This window comes from Sorangium sp. So ce426 (assembly GCF_051475585.1).
In the GTDB taxonomy this organism is placed as follows: Bacteria; Myxococcota_A; Polyangia; order Polyangiales; family Polyangiaceae; genus Sorangium; species Sorangium cellulosum_B.
In genome coordinates, this window is the sequence record NZ_CP150341.1 from 11,974,281 (window position 1) to 11,995,594 (window position 21,314).

Sequence of the window (21,314 nt, forward strand, 5' to 3'; positions counted from 1 at the left end):
TATCCAGAACGCCCGGACGAATCCTCGAGCACAATCCAGGCGCTCGTCCTAACTGCTGCGTGAACGCTCATGATTGTGCTCCCCGCATTGCTTACGCTCCAATCTGGCTGGCTACCCACCCTGACCGCTGCGCGAGCCGCAACTCCGCCGGTCATCGATGGTCGACTCGTTGAGACCGAATGGCAGAACGCGCCGTCGACCGATAGCTTCACTCAGAAGCGCCCTTTCGAGGGCCAGAAACCGACCGAACGCACCACGGTGCGCGTCCTGTACGACGATGATGCGGTGTACGTCGGCATCGCCTGCGCGCAGGAGAGCGCGCCGGTGGTCGCGCGCCTCGCGCGGCGTGACCGGCAGGTGGAGTCCGATTCAGTCACGGTCGGGCTCGATACGCGGATGGACGGCAAGACTGCGTTCGAGTTCACCGTCAACGCCGCGGGTGTCCTCTCGGACGGAGTGTACGCCAACGACACTGATTTCTCATCAGACTGGGATGGGCTCTGGGACGCGCGCACCGCAATCACGCCTGGCGGGTGGTCGGCGGAGCTCCGTATCCCGCTGCAGGCGTTGCGGTACGAGTCGGACCGGGTGCAGCGCTGGGGTCTTCAGGTCCGCCGCTACCTGTCGGCGCGCCGGGAGCTCGACGAATGGGCATTTGCCCCGGCAACCCGCGCCGGGGAGGTATCGCATTACGGTCGGCTCGAGGGGATGTCGAGGTTGCATCATCGGGAAAGCCTCGACTTCTTCCCGTTCGCGATCGCGCGACTGCGCCGGGATGCCACCTCGGGCAGCGTGGTCCCGGACGTCTCCGCGGGCTTCGACCTGCGGTGGCGCGTGACCCCTCAGCTCACGTGGAATGTTACGCTGAATCCCGATTTCGGCCATATCGAGGCAGACCCCGCCGTGCTCAACCTGGACTCATTCGAGACGTTGCGCACCGAGAAGCGCCTCTTCTTCGTCGAGGGCGCCGATATCTTCAATACACCGCTCAACCTGTTTTATACGCGGCGCATAGGTGGCATTCCCGCCGAACCAGCGTTGATCGATGAGGCGCCCCACCATGAAGAGCTCGCGCAGACCCCGGCACCCGCGACCATCCTGGGTGCTGCGAAGCTCGTCGGCAAGATCGGCAGGCACCTCTCGCTCGGACAGCTCGTCGCGATCACGGACCAGGAGACAATCGCGGTTCGACGCGCTGACGGCAGCCTCGCGCACCGCGTGGCGGAGCCGCTCACCGGGTTCACGGTGCTTCGGCTCGCGAGCGATCTTGGCGCTGGGTGGCAGGTCGGCGGGATCGCGATGTCCACCCACCGGGCGGAGTCGACGGGCAGCTATCCGCGCGCGCCCTCAGACGGGGGCTCGCCTGGGCTCCAGCGCTGCCCCGGCGGGGAGGAGGTACGGGCCGGACAGCGCTGCTTCCACGATGCGTATGTCGGCGGCGCCGACGCGACCTGGCGGTCACCCTCGGGTGACTACGTGGCATCCGGGCAGGTCGGTGCATCGGTGATTCACGAGGGCCCGCCGCGCACCATGCCGGACGGCACGATCATTGCGTCGGGAGACGTCTCTCCCGCGGGTCGCGTGCTTGTCGCCAAAAAGGGGGGAAATTGGCTCTGGGAAGTCAAGTACGAGAGCCGGGGCCGCAGGGTCGACTATAATGATCTCGGCTACATGCAACGCCAGAACCATCAGATTGGCGTCGCGACGCTTCGATATCGCTCGCTGACACCTTGGTGGACGACCCTGAACACGAACACGGAGGTAAGCTTCTTCGATCACGAGACGCTCGACTTCTTGAATCTCCAACGGGGAGCTTTCGTGGAGTCAACGTGGACGCTGAAGAACTTTTGGGAGCTCTTCCTCAATGTCACATACAGCGCGCCCCGGTTCGACGACCGCGAGGTCGGTGACGGGACCGCCCTCCAGCGCGGCGGCTTCTGCAGTGTGTCCGCGGCCGTCTCGACCGACCCCCGGAAGCCCGTTCGGGGCGAGCTGTCCTCGTGGGTCGATGTCCTCGAGGATGGCATGAGCTGGAACGCAGAGGCGGCCGTGACATTCCTGCCTCTTCCGCAGCTCGAGTTCTCGTTCTCGCCTACCGCGTTCTACACCTCCGGGGAGCAGCGCTACTTTGCGACCGAGCGCGGCGCCCATCTGTTCGGCGAACTTCGGGCGCAGAGCCTGGGGCTCACCCTGCGAGGAGCCTACACCCTCACGCCGCGGCTAAGCTTCGAGGCCTATGCACAAGCGTTCATCGTATCAGAGGCGTACAGTAATTATACCACGTTTCCCGCGGTTCGCTCAGGTCCGCCGCCCCGCATCCGCCTGCGCGATCTAGGCCCTGCTCCAGCGTCGGTCGAAGCGAACCCGGATCACGAGTCCGCTACGCTCATTGCCAACCTGGTGCTTCGCTGGGAATACAGCCTGGGGTCGACGTTCTTCCTCGTTTACACGCACGACCAGAACGGGGGTAGAACACCGCCATCCGGTGAGCCCGCTATGCTGCGCCTGCCGCTGCTCGCGCCGAGAGCGGCCTCGGACGCGCTCCTGCTCAAGATATCGCACTCGTGGCGCTGATTGCCGGGGCCGCCCCCGGCACCGGCGTAAGCGCCCGGCCATCGCCATGGGCACGGCCCCTTGCGGCTCTCGCCGGGGTCGACGATGCTGGGCGCGGGGTGGCGTCATAGTCTTCTGGCAGCATCGCGGATCGAGTCCTCGACACTTCGCCTGATCGTCTTCCAGTCGATATCCCAGTTCATTCGTGGCATCCGTGTCCGCTCGGCGTCGTCGAAGTAGCTGAGAGCGACGAGCACATGGCCAACATCGACCGTCTGGAAGCGTTGTTGATAGAGTCCGATCAGCTCATGGAGCGGACGGTGCTTCGTGCACAGAGCGAAGATGTCCACGAAGTCTTTCTTCGAACCGCGATCGACGATGGCGCTGAGCTTCATGCTGGCGAGATCGTCGAGCGATGCGATGCTGAACTCGCGGGCCTTTCCCAGACCTCGGAGGCGTTTGTACGGATACTGGAGGAAGCTAGTCTGCACGCCTGCAACGGTTCCGTAGAGCGTCCCTTCGGCGATCATGGACGTCGCGAACGGTACCCCAGACATTCTCAATTTTTCCGCGAGCAACAGCGGATCGCCGAGCTGCGCATCTGAGAACCAGTCGAAGTCAATCGAAGACCTATGGCCGAGGCGCAGCGCCAGGGCGGTGCCGCCGCCGAGGTAAAGGCCGCGAGACGTCGCCGGAGGACCGAGCAGATCGAGGGCCTTCCGTTGTGCTGCGGTGAGGATTCCTCGGTGTAGCTTCATGACCGGTCCTCGAAAACCAAATGGAATTCTTCTTGTCGTCCATCCACAAACGAACGCTCTTCTCCGGAAGCTCCAGGATGAGCTGCCAGAACCGGAGTTGACGCGGAGCGAGCGCGCGCCCCCTGGTTTGGGTCAGAAAGTCGCGTAGCGAGCCGTCTCCCAGCTCGTCCCTGAGCCACCGCCACGTCGACCAGGAGCCGCGACTGAGGAGCCGTTCGATGATCATCGCGCGGTCGGCTTGCCACGTCAGCTCGTCGAAATCGTACTCCCAGAAGAACGGCCGGAGCAGCTCGGGCAGCTTGTCGTTCGGCGAGCGGCGCGCGCGGCCTCTGGTCGGCAGTGCTTCTCCGCGGGGAGCGGGCCTGGGCTCGGACGTCGGGCGCACGGTACTGGCACCTTACCATGGTTGCGACGTGTTCACGCGAACGGTCGCCAGATCTCCCGCTCTGCTAGATCCTCATCGTTCTCCCGTCTCCCCTTGCTCACCCCGCGACCCCCCACGCCTCGCCGAGGCGGCGGCGGATGCTCGTCCGCCATCCGGCGCGCGGCGAGCTCCTCGTCGGGCGGGACCGCAGCGCGCGTGAGCCCGGCGCCGTGCAGCGTGTCGGCCGCGCCGAGCCGCTCGCGCCGGGCGGAGCGCAGGTGCTCGATGAGCAGGCTGCGGGCGATCGCCACCGCCCAGGGCGCCACGCTCGCACCGCGCCGGCAACTCGCGTGCGCTCGTGCGCGGGTCAGCCGACCCGGTGCTCGACGCTCGGCGCCAGGGCCTGCTGGCGGAGCTCGACGTTGAAATGCTGGAGCACCCAGCGCTCCGCGTCGGTCATCGACGAGAAGACCCTGACGGGATGCGGCGGCGGCCTCAACCAGTTGAGCGCGGTCAGGATGCCGTTCACCAGGCTGGAGTCGCCCACGATGCCGGACGCGGGCAGGTGCGCGCGCGCCTGTCGCTCGTAGTCGGCGTACATCTGCGCGACGGCTCGCCGCTGCACGGCGTTCGGCATGCCGCTGCCGCGCGTGTCGTTGATCAGGCCGAACGGCCCCGACACGATGAGCTGGATCATGCCCCTCATCAGCACGTCCCAATCGTCCTGGGTGTAGTGCTCACCGGCCCGCATCACGACCAGCGGATAGCGCGAACGATCCAGCTCAATCCCGCGCGCCAAGGCCGCCTCCGTCCCGACGAACGCCACGCTGGCCCGAAACGCGGATGGGTTCGTACGAGAGGGCGGTCGCGGAGCATGCGGCGGTCATGTACGTCCCGGTCGGTTCAGCAGGGCAGCATGAAAAGGAAGAGCAAAGCGATTCGCGGCTGTCAATGACAAATCACGGCGCTGAGCCGAGGCGACAAGAATCGCCTGCGCGCCCTGCGCCCTCCTGGACAGCCACGCTGTATTCATCATTGCTGCGCGCTCCGGAGGGATCGTCGAGGGGGACGGTCGGCCGCGGACGTAAGTGCCCGAAGTTGTTGCACAACATCGGCTGTGTTCAGCGCTCCTCCGTCTCCTCGCTGCCTCCGCGTCGTCCGCGACGCCGGCCCCGCCGGCGCCACCGACGCGGAGGCAGCGCAGCGGACGTGGGACGGCGCCCTGTCACCCGCCGTCGTACGGCCCCAGAAACACCGGCCCTGGCGCGAGCAGCTGAGTGCCGTTCATCAACCAGACCGCCGCCTGGTTCGTTCCTGTGGCGTACCAGAGCACGTCCGCCATGCCGTCGAAATTGCTGTCAGCGGCGGGGCATGCCTTCCAGCCGCGGCCGAGCGGCCCCGGGATCACCGGTCCTGCCGAGATCACCACCGTGCTGCCCTCCATCAGCCAGACGGCCATGAGGTTCTGCTCCGTGTCGTTCCAGAGCACGTCCGCCATGCCGTCGGCGTTGTAGTCCCGCGCGGTGACGACGTGAAAGCCGCGGCCGAGCCCGGGGATGACCGGCCCCGGCGCGAGCAGCTGAACGCCGTCCATCAGCCAGACGGCTATCAGGCTCTGCTCCGTGTTCTCCCAGAGCACGTCTGCCATGCCGTCGCGGTTGAAGTCCCTCGCGCTGCGCGCCACCCAGCCCTGGCCGAGCGGCCCCGGGATGACCGGCCCCGGCGCGAGCACCCGCGGTCCATCCATCATCCATGTCGTCAACAGGTTCTGATCTTTGTTGTTCCAGACCACATCCCCCATGCCGTCGCGGTTCAGATCGGACACCCCGACCACCTTCCAGCCCTTGCCGATCGGCCCCGGGAGGATCGGCCCCGGCGAGAGCAGCTGGCTCCCTTCCATCAGCCATATGGCCACCAGGTTCTGGTCGATGTTGCGCCAGAGCAGATCCGCCATGCCGTCGGAGTTGAAGTCACCCGCGTTGGCCGCCTCCCAGCCCTGGCCGATCGGCCCCGGGATCACCGGCCCCGGCGCGATCAGCTGGGTCCCCTCCATCAGCCAGATCGCCGCCAGGCTCTTCTCGGGATGCTCCCAGAGCACATCCACCATCTCGTCGCGGCTGAAGTCATTCATACGAACGGCCTTCCACCCGTACCTGCTCGCCCGCTGCGTCGCGCGTCCCAGGGGCGACGCCGCCGGCTCGGCGGACCAGCGGTCGTTGTCCGGCTCGACGCCGGCGTGGTCCGGCTCGACGCCGGGCGTGCAGGCCGGCATGGGGTGAACGGCAGCGATCGCGCACAGCGCAGCCCCTGTAGCCGCAGACCTCCTCACACTCGCCTCGCTTGCGGCTCGGGCGCGGGCGCCGACGCCGGCACGGGAGATCCGATCCGGTCCGCGACCCTGAGCACGCCGAGCACGTGCGCGGGCCGATATAGCAAGCGCAAGGCCATCGAGGCCGTGTCGTGTGCCCGATCTCGGCGTGGTCACCACATGGTGCCTCACCAGGCCACTCCCCGCTTCTCGCAGCGAGGAGGGCTCTACCGGGGACGTACACCCGGGAGGAGCCTGCCCACGTGTTTGCCTGTCGCGGAGAGCGTCAGTTGAGGCCGGCGGCGACGCTGGCGAGGCCGACCGTGAGGTGGACGGCGGTGACGCCGACGAGGGTGCGGTGGCGCGCGTAAAAGAGGCCGAAGAGGACGCTCGCGGCGAAGGTGATGACCGCGAAGGCCAGCGAGACATACAGGTGGAACACGCCGAAGAGCACCGAGGTGACGACGATGGGCGCGAGGCGCCCGGCGTCGGGCAGGAGCCGCTCGAGCGAGGTCTGGATCACGCCGCGCGCGATGAACTCCTGGAGCAGGCAGTGCGGCCCATAACTCGCGAGGAAGATCGCGAACTCGAGGCGCGAATACCCCGCGACCGAGCCCCAGTCGAGCCACGGCTCGCCCCGCAGGGCCGGCCCCGCGCGGAGCGCGAGGCACGCGGCGAAGGCCACGGCGCCGATGAGGAGCGCTTCGCGGAGGCTATGCCGCGCGCCCGAGAGCGTCACGCCGAGCCGCGCGAGCGGCAGCGGCTGCCGCCGGACGAACCACCCGATCGGCACGAGGAGCAGCAGCAAGAGGCCCCACGAATAGCCCATCTGGAGCAGCGGCGGCAGATCGGCGCGGATGAGATCCCGGACGAGCTGCGCGACGCCGAAGAGGGCGATGACTGCGTCGTTTGCGTCGTTCACGTCGTTCACGTCTGGCTCCCGCGGCGGGTACCAGCTCGGCGCGGCGGGTACCAGGCCGGCGCGGCGGGCGAAAGGCCCAGCCATCGGTTGGGCTCTGCGCGCTTTGCGAGCTTTGCGAGCTTCGCGAGCTTTGCCATGGGCGCGCATGCCGCTATCAGAGAGGTCGTTCCTCCGAGCCCGGCGCGCTGCCACGGACGAGCGGGCGCCGAGCTGGACGAGGACGGTACGACAGGGGGCAGACCACACCGTGCGGCTCGGGATCCGGCTTCAGCTCTTGTTCGCGCTCGGCACGCTGCTCCTCCTGGCGTTCGTGCCGCTCTTCTTCGCCGTGGCGAGCCTCACGCGGGCCACGATGAGCGGCGCGCGCGCGTCGAGCGCCCGCGCGATCGGCCGCGCCATCGCCGGGCACGTGGCCGCGGCGCGGACGACCCGCTCCGCCCCGGAGCTCTCGCTGCTGCTCGAGGCGCAGCTCGGCCCGGACGGGGCGTCGGCGATCGGCGTCTACGACGCGGCCGGGGCGCTCTCGAGCCGCGCCGGGGAGCCGGAGGTCGTGGCGGCGCTGCCCGCGTCGGTGGACGCCGGCACGGAGGTGCTGAAGACGGTGCGGACGGCGCGCGGCGATGCGCTCCTCGTGGTCGTCCCGGAGCCCGCGCGCGAGGCGGCGTCTCTCGCCGAGCCGGCGCCCGCGGCGTCGACGGGCTCCGTGGCCGTGCTGGTGCCGACCGACCCGTCGACGGTGGCCGCCGCGCCGCTCGTGCGGATCGTGGCGCTCTACACGGGCATCGTGGCGCTGGCGCTGCTCGTGTTCGCGTACATCTCCATGACGCACCTCGTGGTGCGGCCGATCGACGCGGTGTCGGAGGCCGCGCGCCGCGTGGCCGGCGGGGCGCGCGACCTGGACGTGCCGCGGGCCGGCGCGCGGGAGCTCGCGGAGCTCGGCGCGAGCCTCGCGCTGATGACGGGCCGCCTCCGCGCCGACGAGGAGTCGCTGCGGGCGAAGATCGCCGAGGTCGAGCGCTACGCGGCGGACCTGAAGAGCGCGCAGGAGCGGCTGGTCCGCTCGGAGCGGCTCGCGTCCGTGGGGCGCCTGGCGGCGGGGCTCGCGCACGAGATCGGCAACCCGCTCGCGGCGATCCTCGGCCTGCAGGATCTGCTGCTCGCCGGGGGCCTCACGCCGGCCGAGGAGCGCGACTTCGTCGAGCGGATGAAGCGGGAGACGGAGCGGATCCACAAGATCCTGCGCGATCTGCTCGACTTCGCCCGGCCTGCGGCGCGGGGCGCGGCCGAGGCCGGCGGCGATGGAGAGGCAGGGCACCTCCCCTCGGGGTCGGTCGCGGAGGCGATCGGCGACGTCGTCTCGCTCGTCACGCCGCAGAAGGCGTTCCGCGCGATCGCGCTCGAGCGGGACGTCGCGCCCGACGTGCCGGCCGTGCCGCTCGCGCACGGGCAGCTCGTGCAGGTGCTCCTGAACCTGCTCCTGAACGCGGCCGACGCGGTGCCGCGCGTCGGGGGGCGCGTGGCGGTGCGCGCGTCGCGGGGCGCGGGCGGGGGCGCGCGGATCGAGGTCGAGGACAACGGGCCAGGCATCGCCGAGGCGGTCCGCGAGACGCTGTTCGAGCCGTTCATCACGACCAAGGAGGTCGGCGAGGGGACGGGGCTCGGGCTCGCCGTGTGCCGGGGGCTCGTCGAGGCGGCCGGCGGGACGATCGGGGTCGAGCGAGGCGCGGACGGCGGGGCGCGGTTCGTGGTGCTGCTGCCGGGGGTGGGGGGACGAGGCTGACGGGAGGGCGCTACTCCTCGACAGGACCCGGGAGCCACCACGAGGCGACGGCGAGCTCGCCGTTGAAGGGCGGTAGCACGACGCGCTCGTCGTCCTGCGCGGTCGCCGTGAGCGCCGGCCTCCCGCCGACGGTCTCGAAGACCTCGACCAGCCGGCGCATCGGGTCCACGATCCAGCTCCAGCCCACGCCGGAGCGCGCGTAGAGCGGCAGCTTCACCGCCACGTCGTCGCGGGCGGTCCGCGGCGACAGGACCTCGCAGCACCAGTCGGGGAGGATCGCCAGCGGGTTCTCGTCCGGCAGCTCGGGGACCCGCTCGACCCGGAAGCCGCACAGGTCAGGCACGGCGAGCCGGCCGCCGGGGAAACGGATCTCCGTCTCGGGCTCGATCCACCAGCCGACGCCGCCCACGTTCCGATTGCCGGCGACGCGCGAGCGGCGATCGGGCCGCGTCAGTTCACCTCGCGCCCCGCGGACGGCCAGGGGCGCTCGCCGCCGAGCTGATCGAGCTCCTTCCGGAGCTCGTCGGTCGGCGCGAGCACCTGCATCCGCTCGAGCACGCTGCGCAGCCGCGACGCGTCCGAGCGGCTCGAGTAGATCGACCGCAGGTTGTTCAGCATGCGCACCAGGATCTGCCGCTTCTGCGCGGGCACGAGCAGCCGCGGCTCGGGATCGCGCGTGGCGCCCGTGGCGCGGGTGTGCAGCGCGCGCAGGTCGTCCCGGCCGAGCAGGCGGCCCTCGAACGGGTCGATGAGCAGCACGCCGCCGCGGACCGGCGTCCTCACGAGGAAATGGCCGGGGAACGAGACGCCCTGGGCCTCGAGGCCCGCGCGCCAGCACACCTCGAGGAGGACGACGGCCAGCGTGATGGGGATGCCCGTCCGGCGATCCAGGACCTCGTGCAGGTAGCTGTTCTTCGGGTCGTAGTAGTCCCCCGAGTTGCCGTGGAACCCGAGGTCGCCGTAGAACCAGCGGAGCAGCTGCTCGATGGGGCCGCTGCCCGGCGTCGCCTCCGCGGCGCGCAGGGGGCGATCGACCGCGCGCCGCGCCTCGCCGCCGAGCCGGTCGAGCACGCCGAGGTAGTGCGGGATGTCGAGGCCCGGGTACGCGGCGTCGTCGATGAGGAGCGCCGCCTCGGCGAGGTCGAGCTCATCCTCCGGTCTCCCGGCGATATGCGCAAACAGCGTCAGACTCACCGGCGCGGCCATCGGACCGAGCGTAGCGCCACCCGGCGGAGATGGTCTAGGGCCGCCCGCCGGAAGTCCCGGCCATGGCGGGCCGGACTTCCGCGCCGCTCCTCGGCGGCCTCACGCGGGCGGCCCTGACTTGGTTTCCTCGGGCTCCGCCCCGCACCCCCGGCGTCGGCTTCGCGTGGTTCCGTAATTCAGAAATTCCGCCAGGGACTGTTCCGCGGCGCCGACCCATCGCGATTCCTCGGATTCCCGCCCATCGTGTATTCTGAGATCGGAGAGCACCATGATTTCCGCGCGTTCAGCAGGAACCTGCGTAGGGATCGGCGTCGCGCTCACGTCATGCTTCCTGGGCTGCAACGCCCTCTTTGGCATCGACGAGCCGACGCTCAACACGACAGGCTCGGCCGCCGGACGACTCGGATGCCTTCGTCGCGATCCTCATCCCCGAGGGAGCGCTCGACCCCGCGTTCGCCCCGGCATTCGATGGACTGGAAGGGTTCCACAACGGGCGGGGTGTCCTCCCGATCGACCGCGGCACCAGCTACGTTCGGATCCTCGGAGCCTACATCGACGAGGACCACAAGAACATCATCGTGCGCACCAGGCACGGCGACAGAGAGACAGCAACCCCGATCACGCGGCTCCGGGTCGCGCAGGTGGCGCCCTCCGGCTCGACGCTGATCCCCTTCGGGAACGGAGGGAGCAGCGACGTCTGGAGCTCGTTCATCTTTCCGAGCAGCGCCAGCTGCATCGCGTGCTGACCTCCACGCGAGACGCCGACGGGCTCTATTTCGGCGACGTCAAGCCCGGGTCGGAGCCCACGTTCGAGAACATCAGCATTCCCTTCTATGTCTACGAGACGTTCGCCGCCACGGCGCGCGACGGGTTCGTTTATGTCGTCGGGAGCATCGGCAGCTCCCGCAGCGCCAACGTCATCCGCTTCATCGAGGGGGGCGATGGCGTGGTCCCATGATACCGGCTTCGGCGCGGACAGCGGCTACGCCTCCGTCGACCTGGACGCGCTCGGGCTGGGAACAACACAGGAGGCCTTCGCGATCGTCACCGATCCACGGCGGAATGCCTATGTCGGGCTCGTCTCGACCGCCCCCGAGTCGCCGGCGTTGGCCATCGTGAAATTCAAGGCCGACGGCAGCGGACTGGACTCCTCCTTCGGCGCCTCGGGTGTACTGAAGAGCGAGACGTCGAGCAACGCCGCGTGGGCTACGCCGCGCCGTCGTCCCGCGCGCCGTCGTCGAGCCACGCGTCGACGCGGACCCCGACCAGGTTGCGCCTCTCCATCGCCGCCAGGATGCGCGGGAGCGCCAGGGGCCCCGCGGGCGCGTGGTCGTCGCGCTCGGCCGCGTCGTGGAGCAGCACGATCGCCCCGTCGCGGAGCCCCGGGATGATCCGCGCCGCCACCCGCGCGGGGTCCGCCCCGGCGAGCCCGTCGAACCCCCGCGCCGACCAGCCGATGACGTCGAGGTCGAGCGCGTCCACCACGCGGGCGATGCGCGGGCTCGTGTGGCCGACCGGCGGCCTGAAGAGGGTGGGGCGGGCGCCGGTGATCCGCTCGATGACGTCGAGGTTCTGCCGGAGGTCGCGCTCGACCCGGCGCGCCGAGCGCAGCGAGAAGAGCCGGTCGTGCGCGTGGCTGTGCAGGGCGATGGCGTGGCCCCGCGCCGCGATCTCGCGGACGAGCTCCGGGTGGGCCTCGGCCTTGCGGCCGATGACGAAGAACGTCGCCTTCACGCCCGCCTCGTCGAGCAGCGCGAGGACCGCCGGCGTGTGTTCCGGGCTCGGCCCGTCGTCGAAGGTCAGCGCCACGCCCCGCGCGCCGGGCGGGCCGCGCTTCACCACGTCGACGAACATGCCGAGCCCGAGGAAGAAGACCCCGCACAGGACGAGCGCGAGGTAGCCGGCGACGGCCGCGCCCGCGACCGCCATGGGCACCGGCGCGACGAGCAGCGAGCGCGCGACCAGCGCGAGCGCGCCGAGCGACGCCGCGTAGAGGAGGGCCCGCGCGAACGGCACCGGCTACTTCTTCGCGCGCTTCTTCTCGGGCTCGACCTCGAGGTCGTCGTCGAGCTCGTCCGCCGCGGCGGAGGCGGCGATGCGCTTGTTGTTGCCCCCGGCCGCCGCCTTCACCGCCGGCTTCGCGCCCGGCTTCTCCTCGTCCGAGGGGTCGTTGTCGGCCTCGTAGAAGCCGCCGAGCAGCGCGGCGATCGCGGCGAGCGACGTGATCGCCAGGCCGCCGAACGTCCCGGCGCCCCCCGCGGCCTCGCCGAGCGACAGGTTCGCGCCCCCGAGCTCGCCGAGCGGCACCGGCACCGGCACCGTGAGCCACCTGCGCGCGGCGTACATCAGGCCAGCGCCGAGCAGCGCCCCGACGAAGGCCTTCATCCCCGCCTCGATCTTCGCGTCCTTCGCCCAGATGGGCTTGCCCGCGATCAGCCCCACGAGGACCCCGGCGAGCGCCGCGGCCAGGTAGGCGACGATCGCCATGGGCGCGGCGAAGCCGAGCTTCGCCAGCGCGAAGCCCAGCAGGCCCCCCACGATGAGCCCCTTCACAACCCCGAGGATCAGGCGACCCAGCATCGACTCCATCCTTGGCACGACGCGGGGCGCCGTTCAACAGGGCGCGGCGCCATGGCGCCGTTGGAACGCGGCCCCGCGCGGTCGCGTTTCCGGCGCCGTTCCGAGCCGTTCCGCGCTGTTCCGCGCTGTTCCGCGCTGTTCCGCGCTGTTCCGCGCTGTTCTGCGCTGTTCCGTACCGTTTCGAGCCGTTCCGCAGGGCGCCGCGCTGTGAGCGCGACCGCGCGGCGCCATCGGGCCGCGCCAGGAGCGCGACCGCGCCGCGCTCCCTGTGGTAGACGGCCCCCTACCGTCCGGGTAGCCCGCTCCTCCTCGACAACGCGCTCGGCCCCGCCGCGCGCCGCGCCCCTCGCCGCACCCTGACCCGGGCTCCGACCGGCCGTGCTCTTCAATACCCTCCGTTACGCCGAGTTCTTCGCCACCGTCTTCGTCGGATCGTGGGCGCTCGTGCGGTACGCCGGCGCCTGGCCGCGCCTCGTGTTCCTGCTGCTCGTGAGCTACGGGTTCTACGCGGCCTGGGACTGGCGCTACCTGCCGCTCATCTTCGCCTCGTCCACGGTCGACTTCCTGCTCGCCCGCGCGATCGCCCGCGAGGAGCGGCCCCGGGCGCGGCGCGCGATGCTCATCGCCACCGTGGCGCTGAACCTCGGGTTCCTGGGGTTCTTCAAGTACTGGAACTTCGCGCTCGAGAACGCCGCGGCGCTCCGTGCCCTGCTCACGGGCGAGCCGGCGAGCGTGGGCCACGCGTTCCGGGTGCTCCTGCCGCCGGTCGGCATCTCGTTCTTCACGTTCGAGTCGATGAGCTACGTCGTCGACGTGTACCGGGGCGAGCTCCCGCCGCACAAGAGCTACCTCCGCTACCTGCTCTTCGTCGCCTTCTTCCCGCACCTCGTCGCCGGGCCGATCGTCCGCCCGCGGGACCTGCTCCCGCAGTTCGAGCGCGCCCCGAGCCTCACCCTCGAGGAGGGCGGGGAGGGCCTGTTCCTCGTCGCGATCGGCCTCGTGAAGAAGGTCGTCCTCTCCGACCAGCTCGCGCTCAACCTCGTCGACCGCGTGTTCGAGCGCCCGGAGAACTACTCGGCCCTGGAGGTCCTCGCGGGCGTCTACGGCTACGCCGCGCAGATCTACTGCGATTTCTCGGGCTACACCGACATCGCGATCGGCTCGGCGCTCCTGCTCGGCGTGCGGTTCCCGAAGAACTTCGACGCGCCGTACAAGGCGCACAACCTCGCCGATTTCTGGCGCCGCTGGCACATCTCGCTCTCCACCTGGCTCCGCGACTACCTGTACATCCCGCTCGGCGGCAACCGCGGCTCCGAGCTGGCGACGTACCGCAACCTGATGATCACGATGCTGCTCGGCGGCCTCTGGCACGGCGCATCGTGGAACTTCGTCTTCTGGGGCTTCCTCCACGGCCTCGGCCTCGCCGTGACGCGCGCCTTCCAGCGCGCGGTCCAGCGCCGGCGACCGGCCGGCGAGGGCGAGCGCGGGGGCGCGGCAGCGAGCTCGCCCCTCTCCCGCGTCCCCCTCCGCGCGCTGTGTGTGCTGCTGACGTTCCACTACGTCTGCTTCGCGTGGATCTTCTTCCGCGTGCCGACGTTCTCGCAGGCCGTGCTCATCCTGCGGCAGATCGGCACGCTGACGACCTTCCACCCGAACCTCCCGCCCGTGCTCGTCGCGCTCCTCGGGGTCGCGCTCCTGTCCCATTACGTGCCGGAGCGCCTCTACGAGCGCGCCCGCGGCGCCTTCATCGCGGCGCCTGCGCCGGTGCAGGGCGCGCTGCTGTTCCTGGTGGCGATCGGGCTCCACGAGGCGGCGAGCGTGGCCGCGGTGCCGTTCGTGTACTTCCAGTTCTGAGAGCGGCGGTCACCCGCACAGGAGACGGGTCCAGATCGGCGTTTTCGGCGCGGAAGCGCACGAAAGGGAGCTGAGCACCGAAAACGCCGAGATGGGCCCGTCTCCGAAGCCGGCGTCCCGAATGGCTTGTCCGAGCTGCTGGCCGTTCATCCATGGCCCCCTCCACCGCTCATTCGAGTCGCGGTATAACAGGTAGCCCGGGTCGAGTAGGGGGGCTCCACTGAGGTCTACGTCAACATTGTTTCTGAAAAAGGTTCAATAGGTGGACGACGGCGTCGAATGGCAGCGTGTGCCGCTCCTGCGGGATCACAGGCATCAATTCGTCGCATGGAAGAAGGACCCCGCGCGCGCCGGGGAAAGTGGCGATCTCCATCAAGTTCTCCGGTTTCGTGTCGGCCGAGAGGATGACTGGAAACTGATTGCATATCTGCTGAAGATCGGAGAGATTGAACTCGTCGTCTCTCGCGTGGCGCAAGGTTTCCCACGATTCTTCCACGTCGCAGAACAGGTCTAGCGCGAACCATTCGACGGGTATCAGCGAAGCTGCCCAGCGAAGCCTGGAAGTTATCCATCCAGGATCGGTGTCGTAAGATGCGTCCGTGTTTAGTACTATTCCTCTGAGGTTGGACGAGGCTATCGCCTCGACGAGAGCCCGATGATCGAGCTGATGGTCGCGTACGATAACGATGTCTCCGGGGACTGACTGATGTAGGCAGGCGTGGACACATTTATCGATGTGGGCATGTCCGGTCAGGTCGATGCAGGACACCCCGTGTTGATGCTCTCGCGTGCTTGGGGTCGCACAGGCCAGCAGGATCTTTGGTTCTGAAGTGTTGCGCTCGGCACGGAGCTTGTTGATGTGTGCCTCGTGGACTAGGCCAGAAACGACGATGATTGGATCGTGTGTATTCATGGCGCGTCTCATTTGAACGGAACGATCGTCGCCTTTTCCCCAGGAGTAGGGACATAGCTGTCAGGGTCAACCACCTTGATCTTGCCTTGTGTGGATGTTGATATTTTGTAGTAGGCTCCCTCGTGTCGGCCGCCGCCAGGGTGAACCTGGATATTGGATATCTCTGGGTGTCCGGAGATTCTGATCTGTGTCGAGAGCTTCGAACCTTTGGTCGATGGTTCTATCGTCGCTTTGTACCCAGCGCGCCCGAAGACGTCGGCGATTTCTTGCGAAGACTTGCCCCAGATCGATTTGGGGTCCTTGAGTAAGTTGGCGGGTAAATCGTGGTCATGTGGATTGCCTGTCGTAAGGCCCAGGGGATCGCTCTCGTTGACTGCGCATCCGTCGAACCCGAACAGCTCGAGCCCGCCCAGCACCCCCAGCGGATCGGACGAGAGCCACCGCCCCACCTCCGGATCGAAGTACCGGAAGCGCGTCGAGCACAGCCCCGTCTCCTCGTCCTCATATTGCCCCAGCAGCCTGAACGGCGAGCTGACCTCGCCGCGGTGGTTCAGCCCGCTGATGCGATCGCCGTAGGTCTCGACCACCTTCCCCCAAGCCGAGTGTGCGGCCGACCACGCCACGAGTCCCTTGTCATCGATCAGCTCCTTCGGCGTGCCCAACGGGTCGTTCACGTAGGCGAACACGTCCCCCCGCTCGGCCTGCAAGAGCGGCACCAGCGTGCCCGGCTCGTGGACGAAGCAGCGCGCGCCACGCTCGCGATCCACCTCCCCCGCGAGCGCGTCTCCATCCCATACGAACGTGAGCGCACGCGCCGTCTGGCCGCTCGCGCCGATGACCTCCTTGCGCACCCGCCGGCCGAACGCGTCGTACGTCATCCGCATGCGCTCGCCCGAGGGCAGCAGCACCTCGCGGAGTCGATCACGGACGTCCCACGCATACCGCGTCTCCCGTGCTTCGCGCTCCGGCCGCGCTGCGCCATCGGCCCCGGTCGCCTTCTCGTTGCTCCCCGCCGCCATCTCGCACTTGCCGACACGCCTGCTGCGCGCGTCGTACGCATAGCGGTGCCTGTCCGTCTGCCGCAGCACGTTCCCCGGCGCGGTCGTCCACCGCGGCGACCGCCCGCCGGTCCACCACACGTCCGCCGGGGTCACCTGCGCCTCCAGCCCCTCGAGCACCTGCACGAGCGCGCCGGCGCCGTCGTAGGCGAACACCTCCCGGTGTGCCCCGCGCGCCGCCTCGACCAGGTCCCCGCCGCGGCTGTACCGGTACGCGGTCGCTCCCCAGCGCGCGTCCTCGACCCGCGTGACGCGCCCCGCTCCATCGCGCTCCCACCGCCGCGAGAGCAGCACCGCGGGCACACCCTCGCCCGGCGCGGGCGCCGTCGCGCGCTGCTCGATCAGCCGGTCCATCGCGTCACAAGCGCTCCGGATCACGAGCCCCACGTCCGCGTTGCCGCGCGCCACCTCCCGCCCCAAGAGGTCGCGCTCGATCCCGATCGTCACGCCACCGTGCTCCACCCCGACCAGCGCACCGGCCGCGTCGTACGCATACCGCGTCCTCGCCCCGTTGGGCATCACCCGCTCCACGCGCCGTCCGCGCGCGTCGTAGCCGTACCGGATCGCGAGATCTCCTTGCCGCTCGACGGTGACCCTGCCGAGCGCGTCGCGCTCGATCCTGGTCTCGACGAGCTCGCCGCTGTCCTCCTCGAGCACCGCCGCGAACACCCGCCCCCTCCGGTCGCGGCCATACGACACGTTGCTTCCGTCGCTGGCCCGCTCGCTGGTGAGCAGGCCTCTCCGATCGTAGCCGAACAGCCGCCATGTCTTGTCCGGGTAGTGGATCTCCCTCACCCGCCCGGCGCCGGTCCAGTGATACCGGAGCTCCCGCCCGTCGAAGGTCTGCTCCCGGCGCACGCGCCCCGCGTCATCGCGCTCGAACGAGTACACCTCCCCGCGAGGATTCTTGATCGCGCGCAGCCGCTCCTTGCTGGTGTACTCGAAGCGCCACTCTCGCCCTTCCGCATCCTTGAGCCACGCGAGCACGCCCATGCCGGCGTAGCCCATGAGCGTCGCGCGGCCGAGTGCGTCCACCTCCCGCACGACGTTGCCCGCGGCGTCGCGGAGCCGCGTCAGCTTCGTGCCGTCCGGGAAGAAGACGTGCAGCGGCCGCCCCAGCCCATCGTGGTGTACGCGCGTCTCACGCCCGAGCGCGTCGACGCGCGAGATCGCGCGCCCCAGCCCATCGTAGGTGTACGTCGTCCGCGCGCCGCGCTCGTCCGTCTCGGCGACGACGTTGTGGTGCTCGTTGTACTCCCACGCCCGCACCAGCCCTTCGGCGTTGTGGATCGCCGTCAGCCGGCCGCGCGCATCCCACGTCAGCCACATCGTCCGCCCCGAAGGCTCCACGATCTCGGTCAGCGCCCCGCGCTCGTCGTGCGCGAACCTCGTCTCCAGCCCGTCCGGCGTTACGCGCCGAACGGGCAGGTCGCGCTCGTCGTAGACGGTCGTCGTGTATCCTCCCTCCGCGTCGACCGACCGGATGCGGTTGCCCCGTTCGTCGTACCAGTGCTCCGTGCCAGCGCCCTCGCCGTCGGCCTCCGCGATCAGGAAGCCGTCTTTGTCGTACGCGCGCTCTTCAATGACCGTCCCGTCCGGCAGCGCTTCGCGCGTCATCAGGCCGTGCTCGTTCCAGGCGTAAACCCGCGGCTCTTCCCCCTCGACCGCCGTGATGCGCGCCCTCGAGTCGGCGCGGAGCGAGATCTCGTAGAGCCCCTCCGGTCCCCACGTCTTGACGCACCTGCCCGAGTCGCCATAGGCGTACTGGAAGCGCGCGCCCGTCTTGATCGTCGTGGCGACCATGCGCCGCTCGCGGTCGTACTCGTAGGTGTCCGCGTTGCCGAGGGCGTCCACCGCCGCGAACAGGCACCCCGACCCGGTGTAGTACCGGTACTCGACCCACAGCCAGAGCCGCCGCTCGCTCCACACCTCCAGCCGCGAGATCCGCCCGTCCTTCCACGCGACCTTCACTTCGCGGCCGGCGGTGTCGACGACGCGGCGCAGCTCTCGTCCCTCGTAGTCCAGCGCGATGGCGTTGCCCCACGCGTCGCGGATCGCGCGCAGCCGCGCTGGCCCTGCGGGCGCGTCTGCGGAGAAGACGTGCGTGCGGCGCGTGTCGAGGCTGTACACGTGGAGCGTGCCGTCCCTCTCGCGCGAGAGCACCAGCCGCTCGCGGCGGTGGAACGTGCTCTCCCCTGCCGCCGCCTTGGCGAAGTAGATCGACCGCCCCTCGGCGTCGCGCAGCGTCAGAGCGCGCTCGTCTTCCGTGATCCGCTGCTCGAAGCCGTGCGCCCATCCGGGACCCAGGCTCGCGGCGGCGTCGCCGCTGCGCGCGGACGAATAGTACCGCCTCCAAATCAGCGGAATCAGCCCCGGCAGATCCAGGTCCACGGCTTGATCCACGACATCCCCGGTCGCCACGTTGACCGGGTGCCCGTCCTGGCAGGTGTGCGCGTCCGGCGGGGCCGACGAGCTTCCGGGCGGTCCGCTCGCGCCCTGATGGCTCGTCCCGCCGCCCCCGCCTCCTCCTCCGCGCGGCCCCTGCGGCCCACCGCCGCCGGGCGCGCCGGCCCCGCCGCCGGTGCTGCCGCCACCACGGCCTCCCGCGTTGCCGGCTCCGCTGCCGCTGGCGCCGGCCCCCACCGTGACCGACTTGTTCATCTGTCCCATGCTGCCGGTGATGCCGGCCATGCCGAGCTCGATGAGCACGTTGGGCGCGCCGAGCCACGGGAAGCACGGACCGGCCGTGTTGAGGCTGACAACCTCCTTGAGCGTGCCCGGCTCGTTGCCGTGGCACGCCTTCATGCACCCGCCGACGGTCAGGATCTTCGCGCCGTTGATCTTCGTGCGCATCGGCGGGTCGGTGATCCCCTCGGCCACCGTGCCTGCGGTCGGGTACGGGATCGGCACTGGGCTCGGCGCCGCCGGCGTGGTGCACACGCTCACCGCCATGCCGGTCATCTGGTGCCCCGACTTCTCGGTGATCGTGTCCATCCCGAGCGCGGTGACCTTGCTCATGATCCAGTGAGCGTAGCTGGTGGCCGGAGCGGCAGTCCATGCACGTGTAAGGCAGGCCACGTCCGGGGATGCCGACGGCCTCGGCCAGGATAGCGACGCGTCCCCCCGGCACGACCCCGGCCCGCCAGCTTGGATGGATGACGCTGTCCGCCGCCGGCGCAGAGAGGAGTCGGCGCGATCTCCCGTTGTGATCTACGCTCCCGCCGTGCGCCCGCCCCGTCTCACCGCCCTCGCCCCCCTCGCCGTGCTCCTCGCCGGCGCGCTCTCGCTGGCGTGCAGCGTGTCCAACGTGCCGTCGAACGCGATGCCGATGGTCCGTGCGCGCGCCACCTCCGACCTCGACTGCGCCGACAAGGACGTCCGCATCGAGGAGCAGCTCGGCGGTCATTTCAAGGCCGTCGGCTGCGGTCGCAAGGCGTACTACCGGGCCGCCTGCGAGGCGCTCCGTTGCGTGGTGAGCGGCGAGGGCGAGGCGATGGTCCCGTGGAGAGACCGCCCGGATCCGGCCGAGGTCGATCGGCAGCGGAACCGGCTGCCGTTCGAGTAGGCCGGGGCGCATCGGATGAGCGCGCCGCGCGCCCGGCGCTCGCCACCGGAGCGCCCGGAGAGCCCGCCGGTGGCAAACGCCGGCGGACAGCGGCTTTTCTGGCCTTTTTCGGGCACGCGCGGCCGGGCCTGAGGTAGCCTGCGCCGTCCCGGGGATCTGCCGCGGGTTCGGCCATGGCCCACATCACCACCGAGAGCTGTTCGTGACCGACACGGAGCAGGCCGACACCGACGCCCGGCCCGAGCCGGATCCCGGCTCGCCGCCGGACGCGCAGGCCGACGCCGAGCCGCGGCGCCCGCCGAAGAAGCGCGGGAAGCGGCGCGGCGAGAAGGCGGCGCCGCCCCCCGGCGACGACGCGCCGGCGCGCCCTCGCGATCCCGAGATCGAGCGCCTCGAGCAGGCGTTCGAGCGCGGTGACTACGCGCTGGTCCGCGCCGAGGCGGGGCGGCTCGCGAAGGAGGCCGAGCGCGACGAGATCCGCCGCGCGGCGCGGGCGCTGCTGCGCCGGATCGACCCCGACCCGCTGGCCGTCGTCCTGCTCGTCGCGGCCATGGCGCTGCTCGCGTTCCTCGCGCTCTGGTACTGGTCCCACGGCCACGCGGCCCCGTGACGACCCCGCCCGTGACGCCCGTGACGACCGAGGAGGCAGCGCGGTGAACGCCGAGCCCGGACGTCCCTCAGGCCGCCCCCCCGCGCGCTGGCTCGCCGCGCTCGCGCTCGCGCTGATCGCCTGCGGCGGCGCCCCCGGCCAGGGTCGGCCCGCGGCGTGGAACGCGGCGCCCGACGGGCAGCGGGGCGCCGCCTCGGGCACGCGGGCCGAGCGCTATTTCCCGCTCGTCGACGGGCACATCTACCACTACGCGACCCTGAGCGAGGGCGGCGAGCAGGGCCTCCTCGTCGCGCGCGTGCACCGCGCGGACGCGCGCCGCGGCGAGCTCCGGTTCCCCTCGGGCGTGAAGCGCTTCGAGTTCACCAGCGAGGGCGTGATCCGCGGCGACACGGGCGTCTTCGTGCTCAAGGAGCCGATCGCGCCCGGGACCACGTGGACCGGCGAGCACGGCGGCCGTGCGCGGATCGCCGCGGTCGACGTGACGATCGAGGTGCCCGCGGGGCGGTTCACCGGGTGCGTGCAGACCGTGGAGGAGCGCCTCGGCGACAGGCCCGCGCGCTACGTGTCGACGTTCTGCCCGGACGTCGGCGTCGTGGTGATCGAGGCCGCGGGCGGCGCGAGCCACGAGCGGGCCGAGCTCAAGAGCTACGCGCCGCCCGTCGATGTGGGCCCCGACGGCGTGCGGCGCGCCCCGGCCGATCCGCCTCCCGGCGCCGCGAGCGCGCCCTGAGCGCGCAGCGCGCGCTCCGCGGTGGAGGCCGCCCGCGTGCGCCCCGCCACGCCGAGCGCGCTCCGCCACGCCGCGCGCGCTCGCCCGGCGGCGCATCCCGTTGCTTTTTGCGC

20 protein-coding genes and 1 pseudogene are annotated in these 21,314 nt (G+C 70.3%); 8 read left to right on the forward strand and 13 right to left on the reverse strand.

The genetic code is table 11. The annotated features are described in order from the left end of the window. The first annotated feature begins 69 nt into the window (after positions 1-69). The gene (locus tag WMF44_RS45000) at positions 70-2,574 is read left to right on the forward strand and encodes a DUF5916 domain-containing protein (RefSeq protein WP_437296199.1); all 2,505 of its coding nucleotides are present in this window, start codon (positions 70-72) and stop codon (positions 2,572-2,574) included. 104 nt (positions 2,575-2,678) lie between these two features. On the opposite strand, the gene WMF44_RS45005 is transcribed toward WMF44_RS45000, so the two are convergent. The 6 genes and pseudogenes from WMF44_RS45005 to WMF44_RS45030 all read right to left on the reverse strand — a co-directional run bounded on the left by WMF44_RS45005 (position 2,679) and on the right by WMF44_RS45030 (position 6,905). Next, a complete protein-coding gene (locus tag WMF44_RS45005) occupies positions 2,679-3,311 on the reverse strand; it encodes a nucleotidyl transferase AbiEii/AbiGii toxin family protein (protein ID WP_437296200.1) in 633 nt (210 codons plus the stop codon). Positions 3,312-3,489: 178 nt separating this feature from the next. Continuing rightward, positions 3,490-3,696, reverse strand: a pseudogene (locus WMF44_RS45010) (DUF6922 domain-containing protein); the annotation flags it as partial. Between the two features lie 32 nt (positions 3,697-3,728). Then, on the reverse strand, positions 3,729-4,001 hold the full coding sequence (locus tag WMF44_RS45015; protein ID WP_437296201.1) for a hypothetical protein: 273 nt from the start codon (positions 3,999-4,001) through the stop codon (positions 3,729-3,731). A 41-nt stretch (positions 4,002-4,042) separates the two neighbouring features. Continuing rightward, complete coding sequence (locus WMF44_RS45020) at positions 4,043-4,501, reverse strand: hypothetical protein (RefSeq protein WP_437296202.1); 459 nt, start codon at positions 4,499-4,501, stop codon at positions 4,043-4,045. A gap of 399 nt (positions 4,502-4,900) precedes the next feature. Next, positions 4,901-5,947, reverse strand: a complete 1,047-nt coding sequence (locus WMF44_RS45025; RefSeq protein ID WP_437296203.1) for an FG-GAP repeat domain-containing protein — start codon at positions 5,945-5,947, stop codon at positions 4,901-4,903. 322 nt (positions 5,948-6,269) lie between these two features. Beyond that, positions 6,270-6,905, reverse strand: a complete 636-nt coding sequence (locus WMF44_RS45030) for a CPBP family intramembrane glutamic endopeptidase (protein WP_437296204.1) — start codon at positions 6,903-6,905, stop codon at positions 6,270-6,272. Between the two features lie 145 nt (positions 6,906-7,050). Here WMF44_RS45030 and WMF44_RS45035 point away from each other — a divergent pair, with 145 nt between their 5' ends. Further along, the gene (locus WMF44_RS45035; RefSeq protein ID WP_437296205.1) at positions 7,051-8,685 is read left to right on the forward strand and encodes an ATP-binding protein; all 1,635 of its coding nucleotides are present in this window, start codon (positions 7,051-7,053) and stop codon (positions 8,683-8,685) included. Between the two features lie 10 nt (positions 8,686-8,695). On the opposite strand, the gene WMF44_RS45040 is transcribed toward WMF44_RS45035, so the two are convergent. After that, entirely contained in the window at positions 8,696-9,094 is a 399-nt protein-coding gene (locus WMF44_RS45040) for a Uma2 family endonuclease (RefSeq protein WP_437296206.1), read from the reverse strand. A gap of 41 nt (positions 9,095-9,135) precedes the next feature. Beyond that, positions 9,136-9,891 (reverse strand): SirB1 family protein, encoded by a 756-nt coding sequence (locus WMF44_RS45045; RefSeq protein WP_437296207.1) that lies wholly within the window; start codon positions 9,889-9,891, stop codon positions 9,136-9,138. 350 nt (positions 9,892-10,241) lie between these two features. Between WMF44_RS45045 and WMF44_RS45050 the strand changes: the two genes are divergently transcribed. Continuing rightward, entirely contained in the window at positions 10,242-10,637 is a 396-nt protein-coding gene (locus WMF44_RS45050; RefSeq protein WP_437296208.1) for a hypothetical protein, read from the forward strand. Next, complete coding sequence (locus tag WMF44_RS45055) at positions 10,631-10,849, forward strand: hypothetical protein (protein WP_437296209.1); 219 nt, start codon at positions 10,631-10,633, stop codon at positions 10,847-10,849. The genes WMF44_RS45050 and WMF44_RS45055 overlap by 7 nt, the downstream gene beginning before the upstream one ends. Positions 10,850-10,957: 108 nt before the next feature. Here WMF44_RS45055 and WMF44_RS45060 read toward each other — a convergent pair whose 3' ends face one another. The 3 genes from WMF44_RS45060 to WMF44_RS45070 are packed head-to-tail and all read right to left on the reverse strand — an operon-like array spanning position 10,958 to position 12,471. Next, a complete protein-coding gene (locus tag WMF44_RS45060) occupies positions 10,958-11,086 on the reverse strand; it encodes a hypothetical protein (protein WP_437296210.1) in 129 nt (42 codons plus the stop codon). An 11-nt stretch (positions 11,087-11,097) separates the two neighbouring features. Further along, on the reverse strand, positions 11,098-11,907 hold the full coding sequence (locus WMF44_RS45065) for a polysaccharide deacetylase family protein (protein ID WP_437296211.1): 810 nt from the start codon (positions 11,905-11,907) through the stop codon (positions 11,098-11,100). Positions 11,908-11,910: 3 nt separating this feature from the next. After that, positions 11,911-12,471: a hypothetical protein gene (locus tag WMF44_RS45070; protein WP_437296212.1), complete on the reverse strand. Its 561-nt coding sequence runs from the start codon at positions 12,469-12,471 to the stop codon at positions 11,911-11,913. A 378-nt stretch (positions 12,472-12,849) separates the two neighbouring features. On the opposite strand from WMF44_RS45070, the gene WMF44_RS45075 reads away from it, so the two are divergent. Next, positions 12,850-14,325 carry an MBOAT family O-acyltransferase gene (locus tag WMF44_RS45075; RefSeq protein ID WP_437296213.1) on the forward strand — a complete coding sequence of 492 codons (1,476 nt, stop codon included), beginning with the start codon at positions 12,850-12,852 and terminating at the stop codon, positions 14,323-14,325. A 232-nt stretch (positions 14,326-14,557) separates the two neighbouring features. Here the strand turns inward: WMF44_RS45075 and WMF44_RS45080 are convergent, their stop codons facing one another. Further along, a complete protein-coding gene (locus tag WMF44_RS45080; protein WP_437296214.1) occupies positions 14,558-15,238 on the reverse strand; it encodes a hypothetical protein in 681 nt (226 codons plus the stop codon). An 8-nt stretch (positions 15,239-15,246) separates the two neighbouring features. Then, positions 15,247-19,314, reverse strand: coding sequence for a DUF6531 domain-containing protein (locus tag WMF44_RS45085; protein WP_437296215.1), 4,068 nt, complete (start codon positions 19,312-19,314; stop codon positions 15,247-15,249). A gap of 205 nt (positions 19,315-19,519) precedes the next feature. Here WMF44_RS45085 and WMF44_RS45090 point away from each other — a divergent pair, with 205 nt between their 5' ends. The 3 genes from WMF44_RS45090 (at position 19,520) to WMF44_RS45100 (ending at position 21,201) form a co-directional block, all read left to right on the forward strand. Beyond that, on the forward strand, positions 19,520-19,861 hold the full coding sequence (locus WMF44_RS45090) for a hypothetical protein (protein ID WP_437296216.1): 342 nt from the start codon (positions 19,520-19,522) through the stop codon (positions 19,859-19,861). 202 nt (positions 19,862-20,063) lie between these two features. Further along, positions 20,064-20,471: a hypothetical protein gene (locus WMF44_RS45095; protein WP_437296217.1), complete on the forward strand. Its 408-nt coding sequence runs from the start codon at positions 20,064-20,066 to the stop codon at positions 20,469-20,471. Between the two features lie 43 nt (positions 20,472-20,514). Then, positions 20,515-21,201 carry a hypothetical protein gene (locus WMF44_RS45100; RefSeq protein WP_437296218.1) on the forward strand — a complete coding sequence of 229 codons (687 nt, stop codon included), beginning with the start codon at positions 20,515-20,517 and terminating at the stop codon, positions 21,199-21,201. Positions 21,202-21,314: the final 113 nt, after the last annotated feature.